The sequence below is a fragment of the Deltaproteobacteria bacterium genome (assembly GCA_003696105.1).
In the GTDB taxonomy this organism is placed as follows: domain Bacteria; phylum Myxococcota_A; class Polyangia; order Haliangiales; family J016; genus J016.
On the sequence record RFGE01000308.1, the window covers coordinates 1 to 12,777 of the forward strand.

11 protein-coding genes are annotated in these 12,777 nt (G+C 72.8%); 5 read left to right on the top strand and 6 right to left on the bottom strand.

Annotated elements, in window-relative coordinates:
• Positions 1 to 1,291 (top strand): glycosyltransferase (locus D6689_19440; GenBank protein ID RMH38485.1); only part of this gene is annotated, 1,291 nt, incomplete at its 5' end.
• Between the two features lie 63 nt (positions 1,292 to 1,354).
• Here D6689_19440 and D6689_19445 read toward each other — a convergent pair.
• A complete protein-coding gene (locus D6689_19445; GenBank protein RMH38486.1) occupies positions 1,355 to 1,585 on the bottom strand; it encodes a hypothetical protein in 231 nt (76 codons plus the stop codon).
• Positions 1,586 to 1,907: 322 nt separating this feature from the next.
• Here D6689_19445 and D6689_19450 point away from each other — a divergent pair, with 322 nt between their 5' ends.
• From D6689_19450 to D6689_19460, 3 genes are all read left to right on the top strand, one after another.
• The gene (locus D6689_19450; protein ID RMH38487.1) at positions 1,908 to 2,324 is read left to right on the top strand and encodes a hypothetical protein; all 417 of its coding nucleotides are present in this window, start codon (positions 1,908 to 1,910) and stop codon (positions 2,322 to 2,324) included.
• Between the two features lie 164 nt (positions 2,325 to 2,488).
• The gene (locus D6689_19455) at positions 2,489 to 2,914 is read left to right on the top strand and encodes a DUF4440 domain-containing protein (protein RMH38488.1); all 426 of its coding nucleotides are present in this window, start codon (positions 2,489 to 2,491) and stop codon (positions 2,912 to 2,914) included.
• Positions 2,887 to 6,684, top strand: coding sequence for a serine/threonine-protein kinase PknK (locus tag D6689_19460; GenBank protein RMH38489.1), 3,798 nt, complete (start codon positions 2,887 to 2,889; stop codon positions 6,682 to 6,684). Before D6689_19455 ends, D6689_19460 begins: the two co-directional genes overlap by 28 nt.
• A gap of 22 nt (positions 6,685 to 6,706) precedes the next feature.
• Here D6689_19460 and D6689_19465 read toward each other — a convergent pair whose 3' ends face one another.
• The 3 genes from D6689_19465 to D6689_19475 form a co-directional block, all read right to left on the bottom strand.
• The gene (locus D6689_19465) at positions 6,707 to 7,876 is read right to left on the bottom strand and encodes a hypothetical protein (protein RMH38490.1); all 1,170 of its coding nucleotides are present in this window, start codon (positions 7,874 to 7,876) and stop codon (positions 6,707 to 6,709) included.
• A gap of 3 nt (positions 7,877 to 7,879) precedes the next feature.
• Positions 7,880 to 9,241: an aldehyde dehydrogenase gene (locus D6689_19470; GenBank protein ID RMH38491.1), complete on the bottom strand. Its 1,362-nt coding sequence runs from the start codon at positions 9,239 to 9,241 to the stop codon at positions 7,880 to 7,882.
• Between the two features lie 67 nt (positions 9,242 to 9,308).
• A complete protein-coding gene (locus tag D6689_19475) occupies positions 9,309 to 10,082 on the bottom strand; it encodes a hypothetical protein (GenBank protein RMH38492.1) in 774 nt (257 codons plus the stop codon).
• Between the two features lie 165 nt (positions 10,083 to 10,247).
• On the opposite strand from D6689_19475, the gene D6689_19480 reads away from it, so the two are divergent.
• Entirely contained in the window at positions 10,248 to 10,847 is a 600-nt protein-coding gene (locus D6689_19480; GenBank protein ID RMH38493.1) for a hypothetical protein, read from the top strand.
• A 76-nt stretch (positions 10,848 to 10,923) separates the two neighbouring features.
• Here the strand turns inward: D6689_19480 and D6689_19485 are convergent, their stop codons facing one another.
• Positions 10,924 to 12,021 (bottom strand): phosphotransferase family protein, encoded by a 1,098-nt coding sequence (locus tag D6689_19485; protein ID RMH38494.1) that lies wholly within the window; start codon positions 12,019 to 12,021, stop codon positions 10,924 to 10,926.
• Positions 12,018 to 12,777, bottom strand: a 760-nt coding sequence (locus D6689_19490; protein ID RMH38495.1) for an acyl-CoA dehydrogenase, incomplete at its 5' end; no start/stop codon positions are given. The genes D6689_19490 and D6689_19485, both read right to left, overlap by 4 nt.

Genomic DNA, 12,777 nt, shown 5'->3' on the forward strand with positions numbered 1-12,777 from the left:
GAGGGCGACGAAGCCGCCGTGGACGGTCGCGGTGTACCGCCGCGGCACGTCCCCGAGGGCGCACAGCCCGCCGACCGAGGAGCCGACGCCGAACGTAAACGCCTGGCAAGCCGCGGCGCGGACACGCGCATCGCCGGCGCGCGCATCGCCGGCGCGACCGCGCGCATGCCGCGGGCGGCGCGATCCGTGGTACGCCGTCGGCGCCGTGGCGGCCTTGCGGGTGTTGCACGTGTCCGATCGCCTCAGTCAGCGGGGAGGCGCCGACGTGTATCTGCTCGCGCTCGCGGACCGCCAGGCGACGCGGCATCGCGTCGACATCGCGATCGGGCGCGAGGACGGCACCGCCCGCGCGCCGTGTCGGGTCCATCGCGTGCCGGCGTTGGCGTCCGCCGGTCCGGCGCCCGCGCGCGCCGCGCTCGACGCGGTCGCGCGTGCCGTTCGCCCGGACGTCGTGCACGTCCACAACGTCGTCAACCCGGATGCGCTCGCGTGGGCGGCCGACCGCGGTGCCGTCATGACCGTGCAAGACCACCGCGCGTTCTGTCCCGGTCGAGGCAAGTGGCGCGCCGACGGCGCCGTGTGTCGCGACGCGATGGCGCCCGACGTGTGCGCGGGCTGTTTCGACGATCCACATTATTTCGCGCGCATCGGGGCGATCACGGCCGCGCGGCTGGCGCACGTGAGGCGCATGGCGCGCGCGATCGTGCTGTCGGAGTACATGCGCGCCGAGCTGGCGGCGGCCGGCGTGCCGCGCGACCGCATCGAGGTCGTCCCGCCGTTCGTGTGGGGGATCGATCCGGCCGCGCCGGCGACGCATCCGCCGTGCGTCCTCGTCCCCGGCCGGCTCGTCGCGGCCAAGGGCGTGTGGGATGCCGTCGACGCGTGGCGGCGGTCGGGCGTGCGGTGGCCGCTGGTGGCGGCGGGCACGGGACGCGAGCGGGCTGCGCTGGAAGCCGCCGGGGTGCGCGTGCTCGGCTGGGTCCCGCACGCCGACATGGCCGGCGTCTACCGCAGCGCGCGGGTCGTCGTGTTCGCGCCGCGCTGGCAGGAGCCGTTCGGCATCGCCGGGCTCGAGGCGCTGTGGTGTGGCGTCCCGGTCGCCGCTTGGGAGTCCGGCGGCGTTCGCCAGTGGCACCCCGGCCCGCTGGCGCCGTGGGGCGACGTCGACGCGCTGGCGGCGCTCATCGCGGCGCTCGACGGCACGCGCCCGTCGCCGCCGCGCGTCCCGGCCGACGAGGCGGCCCTCCTCGACCGGCTCGACGCCATTTACGCGGCCGCCGCCGGCCGGTGATGCGGCGCGCGACCCGGCGGCGCGGCGGCGCGGCGACGCGGCGGCCGGGACTGCCGAGCGGCGTCACCGGGTCGGCTCGCCGATCGCGAACCGATACAGCACGCGCTCGAGTTCGCTCCGGTCGAACCACACTCCGTGGTCCGCGCAGGAATCGAGCACCGCGCCGTATGCGGCCACCCGGCGCATCGCGGCGCCGCAGGCCGGGCACGTCCGGTCGCTCGGACCGACGTCGTCCCAGGCGAGCGCGCGCGGCGGGTCGCCGGCGTGCGCCATCCATTGCAGCATCGCGCGCAAGTCGCCATGGGACAGCCATGCCCCGCCGCAGTCCGGTCAGGTTCGGGTCGAGTCGTACCGGGTGCGCCGCACTTGGAGCGCCGCGCCGCACGGGCAGCGAAAGAAGTCGTCGCGAAACGGCATGGCCGATCTGCGGCATTGTCCTACCCGCTCGCCGGTCGACCGCGAAAAAAAACGCAAAACCGACCGAGGATCGAAAGCGCCCTGACAACAATTTCGACAGTGGGGCTGTAAAAATACAGACAGAACGGACAACGGCGTCCCACAACCAGGAGTTCGACGGATGAAGCGGTTCAAACTATGGTCGGTATTGGCCCTCGCTATGGTGGCGCCGGCGTGCGGCGGCGCGATGGGGCAGGTGCCCGTCCGCGGCGACGACGCCGAAGTCGCGCGGCTCGCGGGCGAATGGAAGGGGCAGTTCGAGGGCGTCGACAACGCCAAGACCGGCACGATCGACCTCAACTTCCAGCTCGGTCGCCACACCGCGGACGCGCGGGTGACGCTGCTCGGTGCTTCGACCGACGGCTCGGCGATGAAGCTGAAGGTCGAGTACCTGGCGGTCGAAAACGGCACGATTCGCGGCAAGATCGAGCCGTACGTCGATCCGGAGTGCTCGTGCAAGGTGGAGACCGAGTTCGAGGGGGCGCTCACCGGCGACTACATCGTCGGCACGTACTTCGCCCGGCCGGCGGCCGGCGGCGAGCGCAAGGGCCAGTGGTCGGCCGAGCGCGTGGACTGACCGTCCCGTAGCTGGCGCGCGCAAGGGCCAGTGGTCGGCCGAGCGCGTGGACTGACCGTCCCGTAGCTGGCGAGCGCAAGGGCCAGTGGTCGGCCGAGCGCGTCGTCGGATCGCATGCCGCCGGCCGGTCGCCCGCCGGCGCGGCGGCCGGGCTGGTAGGCTGGATGTCGGTGCGGCGCCGGTGTCGGAACGAGATCGAACAACTCCACCAGTTCTTCACCGACTGGTTCACCGGGGTCGTACGGGATTCGGACGCCAACTTTGCGCGCGTCGCCGGCGTGCTGGCCGACGACTTCGTGCTCGTGTCCCCGGACGGCCGCGTGTACGACCGCGCGTCGATCTTGTCCGTCATCCGGCGGGGGCATGGTCGGCGCGCGCCTGATGCGTTTTTGATTTCGGTCGATTCGTTCGACGTGCGGTGCGCGGACGGGGCGCTGTGCGTCGCGACCTACCGCGAGCGGCAACGAATCGAGGGCGACGACACGTGCAGGATTTCGACGGCGGTGTTCCGCGAACGTCCACTGACGCCGAACGGCGTACAGTGGGTTCACTTGCACGAGACGTGGGAGGCGCCGGCGGAGGCGGAGTAGCCACGGACTTCGATGCCGACACGGACGTCGCGCTCGATGGCGACGAGCGGTTCGAAGTGCTCGGGCGGCTGGGCCGCGGCGGGATGGGGGTGGTCTATCGCGTCTACGACCGCGAGCGCGGCGCCGTGGTGGCGCTCAAGGTGTTGCGCAAGGTCGACCCGGTCGCGATCTACCGCTTCAAGCGAGAGTTCCGCACGATCTCGGAGATCTCGCATCCGAATCTCGTGAGCCTCTACGAGCTGGTCAACCGCGGCGATCAGTGGATGTTCACGATGGAGCTGGTCGACGGCTGCGACCTGCGCAGCTACGTGCGCGGCCCCGATCCGGAACCCGCGGTCGCCACGCCGACGGCGACCATCGGCGACACCGCGCCGACGCAGGCGAGGCCATCGGCTGCGACTCCGGCGCGCCCCGGCGTCGGGCCGCTCACCGACGAGGCACAGTTCGAGCGTCTGCGCGCCGCGGCGCTCCAGCTCGCGCGCGGGCTCGTGGCGCTGCACCGCGCGGGCCATCTGCACCGGGACGTCAAGCCGTCCAACGTCATGGTCGCGCGGGACGGGCGCGTCGTGCTGCTCGACTTCGGCATCGTGCGCGACATCCAGCCGCAGCCGGGCGACGACGTCGTGGTGGGCACGCCGGCGTACATGGCCCCGGAACAGGCGGCCGGCGGCGAGCTGTCCGAGGCCAGCGACTGGTACAGCGTCGGCGTCGTGTTGTTTGAGGTGCTCACGGGCCGGCGGCCCGCGCCGACGGCCACGCCGGCGGCGGATCCAGGCGTTCGCCGGGGGCTCGCGGCGGCGCTCACCCGGCTCGCGCCGGCGGCACCGCCGGACCTGCAGCTTCTGTGCCTCGACCTGCTCGAGCGCGACCCGGCGCTGCGCCCGTCGGGCGCGGAGGTGCTCGAACGCCTCGGCGATGCCGACGCCCCCGGTGACTCGGCGCCGATGCGCCTCGCGGTCCCTCCCGACGATGCGCCATTGATCGGCCGCGACCGGGAACGGGCCGTGCTGCGGGATGCGTTCGCCGCGACGCGCTCGGGGGCGCAGCGCACGGTGCTGGTCGCCGGCGAGTCCGGCATGGGCAAGACCGCGCTCGTGCGCGCGTTCTTGCGCGAGGTGGGACGCGAAGACCGCGCCATCGTCCTGGCCGGTCGCTGCTACGAGCGGGAATCCGTCCCGCACAAGGCGGTCGACAGCCTGGTCGACGCGCTCGCCCAGCGGCTGCTGGCGCTGCCGCCGAGCGACGTGCGCGACGTCGTCCCGCCCGACGCGGGCGCGCTGGCGAAACTGTTCCCGGTGCTGAGCCGCGTGCCGGTGTTTTCGCGCGCGCTGCGCCGCATCCCGGCGGTGATGGACGTCGCGGTGATGCGCCGCAAGGCGTTCTCGGCGTTCCGCGAGTTGCTCACGCGGCTGGCGCGGCGCGGGCCGCTCGTGCTGTACATCGACGACGTCCAGTGGGGCGACGCCGACTCGGCGGCTCTGCTCGTCGACGTGATCCAGCCGCCGGCCCCGCCGCCGGTTCTGTTGATCGTCAGCTTTCGCGCCGAGGAGGCCGATCAGAGCGCGTTTCTACGCGCGCTGGCGAAGGCGCCGGTGTCGCCGACGATCGTGCAGGTTCCGCCCCTGTCGCCGGACGATGCGCGCGCTCTGGCCGCCGCACTCGCCGAGCGCGGCGGCGGGCTGCCCGGCGCGGTCGACGTCGCCGGCATCGCGCGCGAGTCCGGCGGCTCGCCGTTTTTCGTCGGCGAACTCGTGCGCCACATGCTGGAGGTCCGGGGCGGTCCGGCGGCTGCGGTGTTTTCCGGGGTCGAACGGGGCGTGAGCTTGCGCGACGTCCTCGGCGCGCGACTCGCCGATCTCGAGGACACCCACCGGCGGCTGCTGGCGGCCATTGCGGTCGCCGGCGAGCCGATCCCGCAGGCGGTGGCGCGGCGCGCGGCGGGGGTCGGCGACTCCGCGGCGGTCGCGCTGGTCGAGCTGCGCAACCGCCATCTCGTGCGCACGCGGGGACCGCGCGACGACGACGCGGTCGAGACGTACCACGACCGGGTGCGCGAGGCGGTCGTCGGCGCGCTGTCGGTGACGGACAGGCGCGCCCTGCATCGGGAGCTGGCGCTCGCGCTGGAGCGGGCGGGCGCGGACGCCGAGACGCTCGCGCGGCACTGGGCGGGCGCGGGCGAACGCGAGCGCGCCGCGCGGCTGTGCGTCGTGGCGGCCGACGCCGCGGCCGAATCGCTCGCGTTCGACCGCGCGGCGGCGCTGCTGCGGCGCGCCATCGAGCTGCGGCCGCTGGCCGGCGCCGACGGGGCGGCGCTGTACGACAAGCTCGGCACGTATCTGGCGAACGCCGGCCGCGGCGCCGAGGCCTCCGACGCGTTCCTCGCCGCAACGCGCGGAGTCGACGAGCAGACCGCGGTCGACTACCGATTGCGCGCGGCGGAGCAGGCGCTGCGGGCCGGTTCGATCGAGCAGGGGATGGAGCTTCTGCGCGGCGTGATGGAATCGATCGGCGACCGGCTGCCGCGCACGCGGCGGGGCGCGCTGTTTCGGCTGGCGCAGGCGCGGCTGCGGCTGAGGCTGCGCGGGCTCGATTTCGAGGAGCGGCCCGCGGACCAGGTGGATCCGGTCGCGCGGCGGCGGCTCGAGATCGCGTGGACGGCGGCGTCGGCGCTCGCGATGTGCGACCCGGTGCTCGGCGCATACTTTCAGGCGCGCCATCTGGTGTCCGCGCTCGAGCAGGGGGCGCCGGGGCACGCGTCGTGCGCGCTGTCGATCGAGGCGTGTTACGCGTCGCTTCGCGGGTTCAAGACGCGCGCCCGGGCCGAGTTGATCGCGTCGCGCGGGCGGGAGATCGCCGAGCGGCTCGGCGACCCGAAGGCGCTGATGTGGGCGGATGCGGCCGAGGGGTTGATCGCGTTTGCGACCGAACAATGGCGGCGGTCGTTGTCGTGCATCGAGCGGTGCGAGCAGATCGTGCGCGACCGGCTGCCGGGCAGCGCGTACGAGCTGCACGGTGCGATGATGTTCCGCGTGTTCGCGCTGTTCTACCTGGGCAGCGCGGCCGAGTTGGCGCGCTCGGTACCCGAGCGGCTGCAAGAGGCGCGCGATCGGGGAGACGCGTACGCGGTGATGAACCTCAGCTCGGGACTCGCCAACGTCGCCTGGCTCGTCGTCGATGAACCGGATACGGCGCGCGATCTGGCCGAGCAGACGCGCCGCGGATTGCGGCACGATGGGTTCTATCTACAACATTATTGGGACCTGTTCGCACGCTGTCAGATTCGCCTCTATCAAGGGTACGGCGAGGCGGCGTGGCGCGAGATCGAGCAGCGGTGGAACGCATTGCGCGCATCGCGGCTGCTGTCGATCCACATGGTGCGGCTCGAGGCACTGCACCTGCGCGCGCGTTGCGCGGTGGCGGCGGCCGCTGCCGGTGACCCGGCGGCGATCCGCACGGCGACGGCCGCCGCGCGCCAGCTCGAGCGCGCGGGCACGCGCTGTTCGCGTGCGCTGGCCGCGCTGGTGCGCGCCGGTCTCGCCGACGTCGCCGGCGACGCCGACGCGGCGGTGCGCGCGCTGCGCGACGCGATCGGGCGGTGCCGGTCGGCCGACCTGCCTGGCTACGAGGCGGCGGCGGCCCGGCGGCTGGGCGCGCTGCTCGGCGGCGACGAGGGCCGCGACTACGCCGAGCGCGCCCAGCGGTGGTTTCGGCGCGAACGGATCGCGAATCCCGAGCGATTCGCCGCACTCCTGTTGCCGCCGGGGCGGTGACTGCGCCGCCGCGCGCGGGACGTCACGTCGCCCGCGTTCCGCACGCGACGATCGCGCGCAGGATGCGGGCCATCGTCGCCAGTTCGCGCGCGACGGCCGGTGCGCGCGACGGCGACCACCGCGATTCCGTCGCCTGCGTGTGTTCGTACAGACCGGTGAGATGGACGCGGCAGTCGACGTGGCGCGGCATGGCGTCGGCCAGCGCCAGCGCCTCCGTGTACGGGATGACGTCGTCGTCGCGCCCGTGGACGATGTGCACCGGGCAGCGGATGCCCGCGAGGTGAGGGCGCGGGTCGAGGAACGCGGCGCGGTCGTCGAGGCGCGCGAGCGCCGCGCGGCACAACTCGTCCGCTCCGGGGTCGAGGCCGACGCCGATCCGGTACCAGCGCCGCGTCTGTGGCGGTGCGTCCGGTTCGAAGCGGCGCGCGACGCGCTGGTATGCGCCGTCGCGTTTCATCTCCGGGCGGCCCCAGGTCGCCTCCACGTATGCGCGCCAGGCGGCGACCAGCGCTGCTCGATCGCGCGGCGGATCGGCGACCCAGTCGAGCAGATTCAGTACGACGACCGGCTGGTTGAGCGGATCGCGACGGGCGATCGCGCGTCCGCCGACGCGGCCCGTGAGACAAAACTCGATCGTGCGCGCGAAGTCGGCGAACCCGCCGAACACGATCAGGCCGCCGACCGCATCCGCGTGCCGCTCCGACGCGGCCAGTCGCAGCGCGGGCAGGGATCCGAACGAGATGCTGAACACCCCCGGCCGGACGCGCGCGGGGCGCTCGGGCAGCGACGCAAGGAGGTCGAAGGCGCGCGCGAGGTCGTCGATGGCGGTCGGGCGCACGCGCAGCGCCAGGTAGTCGGGCAAAAACGGCGCGAGCACCGCGAAGCCCGCGGCGGCGAGCACCGCGCACAGGCGGTCGAACCGCGGATCGGCGGGACCGGCGTAGTGCAACCCCGGTGCGACGAGGTAGGCGCCGAGCGGGGCGCGATCGCGCGGCGTGTACCACCACGCGTCGAACGGCCGGGGGCCGTCGACCGCGACCGTGCGCCGGGCGACGCCGCGCGGGCGCACGCTCGCCGGGCTCCACGGGCCGAGCCAGCGCGCCAGGGTGGCGATCGCGCGGCCCGTCTGCGCGGCGCGAGCCGCCCGCGCGACGGTCGTCGCCGTGGCCGTTGCGCGCCCGGTGCGGGCCACGTGCTACTTCGACGTGCTCACCACGCGCGTCTGCGCGAACTGGCGGTGCCCGTCGCGGGACGAGTGATACCCGTAGCCGCTTTCTTTCGCGCCGACCCACGGCGTGCCGCGCGCGCCGCCGCAGCCGCGATTGATCCCGATCATGCCGGCGTCGAGCCGGCGGGCGACGCGGGCGGCGTGGTCCGGTTCGCCGAAAACGACCGCGCCGAGGCCGAACCGCGAGTCGTTCGCGAGCGCCACCGCCTCGTCTTCGTCGTCGACGACGGTGACGCACGCCACCGGTCCGAAGGTTTCGTCCACGGCGATCGCCATGTCGTGGGTGACGCCGACGAGGATCGTCGGCTGCAGGAAGTTGCCGTCCGGGTCGCCGCCGCCGCCGAACGCAACGGTGGCACCCCGTTCGATCGCATCGCGCACTTGCGACACGACGTGGTCGCGCTGCCTCGCGTTGATCATCGGACCGATCTGCGTGTCTTCATCCAGTCCGTTGCCGACGGTGAGCCGGCGAGTCTCGGCGATCAACTTGTCAAGGAACGCATCGGCGACCGCGCAGTCCACGTAGATGCGCTCGGTGCTCACGCAGACCTGGCCTGCGTTGCGAAAGCTGTTTTGCGCCGCAAACTTCGCCGCGCGTCCGACGTCGGCATCGCGCAACACGATGAGCGGATCCTTGCCGCCGAGTTCGAGCACCACGCGCGCAAGGCGCCGGCTCGCCGCGGCGAGGATGTGCTTGCCTGCCTCGCGCGAGCCGGTAAACGCGATCAGGTCGACGTCGGCCGCGACGAGCGCCTTGCCCTGGTCGTCGGCGCCGTGCACGACCTGGAGCACGCCGGGCGGCAGCACTTCGTTGAGCAGGTCGGCATACGCCTGGCCGATGAGCGGCGTTTCCTCACTCGGCTTGAGGATCACCGCGTTGCCGGCCATCAGCGCCGGCATCACCATCCAGTGCGGCATCGCGAACGGGAAGTTCCACGGGGTGATCGCCGCGCACACGCCGAGTGGGTCGCGATAGACCACCGACCGGGTGCGCGCGTCGTCGACGACCTCTGGCGCCAGCGCGTCGACCATGTCGTCGAGTTCGGCGCGTAGATGGTCGCCGCCGCAGGATCGAATCTCGCCGACGGCTTCGCGTACCGGCTTGCCCATCTCCATCGTGAGCAGTCGGCCGAGCGACTTCGATCGGTCGATGATCCGGTCCGCGACCTGGGCGAGCACGTCGGCGCGACCGCGCGGCCCGAGGTCGCCCCACGCGGGCTGCGCGTTGCGTGCGCGTGCAACGAGTTCGGGAATGCGCGCGACCGGCGTGATCTCGACTTCGCCGACGACTTCGCCGGTGGCGGGGTTGATCGACTGAAGGCTCGCCATGACCATGGGTGTACCACGCGCCCGGCGGCACGGCGCCGGCGAAATACCTCCGGAGTGGCCGCGCCGGCTAGGCGGTCACCAGGTGGGTGACGTCGGCGAACGCCGCCGAACACGGCGGCCCGTCGCAGTGCAGGTAGCGCGCGATGCCGCCGGCGCGCAGCGCCACGATCGACGCCGACCGCGTGCCGTACACCGGCGTGTGGACGCACAACGCTTCGAGGTGGCGCGCGGTCGCGGCATCGAGCGGCGCGTCCTCCGGCCGGGCGGTCACCAGGTCGGCCGGCGGCAGCCAATGATCGGCCAACGCGCGCGCGAGGTCGTCGAGGCTCGCGTCGGGGCGGATGAGGGCGCGCGCGCGGTGCACCTTGGCGAGTGACGGCGCATCGAGCCGGTCGTTCGGCAAGATGTGTACCCCGCGCGGCACGGCCTGGACGGCGACGCGGTCGGCGCCGGGGCGGCCATAGGCGACGCGCAGGCCGGTCGCGTCGCCGAATAGCAGGTTGAACGGGTTGTAGTCGCCGGGGCGAATCGTGGCGAGCAGCGCTTCGATCGCGTCGACCGAGCCGGCGCGCGCCGCGTCGACGACGAGCGTGCCGCGCGATCGCGCGGCAGGGCGCGGCGGCACCCCGGTGCGCTGGTTCGTGACCGCGACGATCGTTCCGGATTCCGTCACCGCGAGCCACGTGCCGCCGGCCGACTCGTCGCGGCCGCCGACCACGCGCGGCGCGGTCGACAGCACCTGAGGTCCCGTAGCCGGCCGAGCATACGCCTCGTCGCGATTGGCGGCGACGACGACCGGAAACTCCGGGTGCGTCCCGTGGAGGATGGCGATGAGGCACATGACGCGGCAAGGCGAGGGTAGCCGATCGTGCGCGTTCGACGACACGGGCGTCGCCGATTCCGACGCGCGTGGACGAATGCTACAGTCGTCGACACGCGATCTCGCGTCGTTGTGTTTGGCATCGCGATTGCTTTCTGTCTGCGGTGCCGTCCGCGCCGGAGGGTCATGTCGAAAATAGCCGTCAGTCTCACCGCGAGCGCCGTCGTCTTCTGTCTCACGTCTACCGCCGCCGCGCAGCCCTCGTGGGGCTACCGGCCGGCGGGGCATCGCGCGCCGCCGCGCGACGGGCTGCTCATCGGCTTCGGCCTCGGGGGCGGCAACATCAGCGCCGAGTGCGCTACCGAGGCGCGCGACCTGTGCGACGAGGTGCTCGAATCGGGCAGCCTCGACTTTCACGTCGGCGCAATGTTGGCGCCGCGCCTCGGCGTGATGCTCGACGTGTGGCCGATGGTCTACCGGGAAGACCGGCTGACGATCACCCACGTGATCACGACCGCGGCGGTGCGGTTCTGGGCCACCCCGCGGCTGTGGCTGCAAGGCGGCGTCGGCAGCGCCTACGCGCGATTCAAGTACGACGGGATCCTCATCGACGAGGACGTGCAGACCGACACGGTCGCCGGCGCGATGGCGGCGATCGGCGTGGAGGTCGTGCGCCGGCCGCGGTTCGGGATTGACGTGCAGCTGCGCGGCGGCACCGGCTTCTACGAGGAGGACGAGGTCAAGGGCAAAAGCGCCGCGTTCCAGGTGGGCTTCACCTGGTTCTGAGTTGCCGGCGGGCTGAGCGGCCGCCGGTACCGCGGCGTGCGGTGCGCTCGCGTACGATCGCGGGCGTCGCCCGGCGTCAGGCGGCGATCGTGATCGCGCCGCGGTCGATGGCGGCCGCGGCGGCGTCGACCAGCAGCCGCGTGACGTCGCCGAGCCGAGCGAACCGCTCGTCCCGGGTGAACCCGCGCACGTAGCGATAGTAGATCTGTTGTACGATCACCGCGGTCTTGAACAGCCCGTAGGCGTAGTAGAAGACGACGTGCGCCACGTCGCGTCCGGTGCGGCGCGCGTAGGCGTCCACGAGCTGTTGGCGCGTGAACATGCCCGGCAGCGCGGTGGGGCCGAACGCAACCGCGCGCAGCGGCGCCGGGTCGGCCGCCTCGACCCAGTAGGCGAGCGCGGTGCCGAGGTCCATCAACGGGTCGCCGACGGTCGCCATCTCCCAGTCGAGGATGCCGACGATGCGCGTCGGCTCGGCCGGGTCGACGACCAGGTTGTCGAACTTGTAGTCGTTGTGGATGATGCGGCCGGGCAGCGACGCGGGCATGTGGTCGGCGAGCCAACGCGCGACGCGGTCGACGGCCGGCACGTCGTCGGTCCGGGCGCCGTGGTAGCGGCGCGTCCACCCCTCGATCTGGCGCTGGACGTAGCCGTCCGGCCGGCCGAAGTCGCCGAGGCCGATCGCGTCCGGCTCGAGCGAATGCAACTCGGCGAGCGTGTCGACGAACGCTTCGCACAGGTCCGCCGCCACCGGCGGCGACAGATCGATGCCCGGCGGCGGCGTGCGCCGGATGATTGCGCCGCGCACGCGCCGCATCAGGTAGAACTCGCAGCCGAGCACCGCCGGGTCGTCGCAGAACGCCACCGGTTCGGGAGCGCGAGGGTAGTGCCGCGACAGGTTCGACAAGATCCGGTACTCGCGGCGCATGTCGTGCGCCGACTTGACGTTGGCACCGAACGGCGGCCGGCGCAGCACGTACTCGTCGTCGCCGACGCGCACCCAGTAGGTGAGGTTGGAGTGACCGCCGGGGAATTGCGCGACGGTGACCTGAGCCGCGGGACTCCCGAGGGCGTCGCGTACCCACGGCGCCAGTCGGGTCAGGTCGAGCTCCTCGCCGGCGCGGACGGGCGCGGGGCGATCGAGCGCGGGCGATTCGTCGGCTGGCCGGGTCACGGCGTCGACTCGGCGTAGGCGCGCAGGATGCGCCGGGCGACGACGATCTTGTGCACTTCGTCGGGGCCGTCGTAGATGTGCGCGCCGCGCTCGTGAGCGTAATAGTGGCCGAGCGGCGTGTCGTCGGTGAGGCCGAGGGCGCCGTGTACCTGGACGGCGCGGTCGATCACCTCGGACAACACGTCGGCGACGTAGAACTTGATGAGGGACACCTCCTCCCGGGCCGCGTAGAAGCCCTCGCGGTCGATCCGCCACGCGCACGCGAGCACGGCCCACCGCGCGGCAACCATTTTGGCGCGGCACTCGGCGATCCACGCCTGGACGATCTGTTTGGTCGCCAGCGTCTTGCCGTCGCCCACGTCTCGTGTCGCGGCGCGCCGGCACATCAGATCGAACGCGCGCTTGCAGATGCCGAGCCAGCGCATGCAGTGATGGATGCGGCCGGGGCCGAGTCGCTCCTGCGCGATGGCGAAGCCCGCGCCTTCCTCCCCGAGCCGGTTGGTTTGCGGCACGCGCACGTGGTCGTACTCGATCTCGCCATGGCTCGCCCATCCCTCGCCGGCGTGGCCCATGATCGGAATGTTGCGCACGAGACGAAATCCGGGCGCGTCGGTCGGCACGATAATCTGCGTCGCGCGCCGATGCGGCGGAGCGTCCGGGTCGGTCACGGCCATGACGATCGCGAACGCCGCGCCGTCGGCGGCGGTCGTAAACCACTTGCGGCCGGTGATCACGTAGTCGTCACCGTCCTTGACC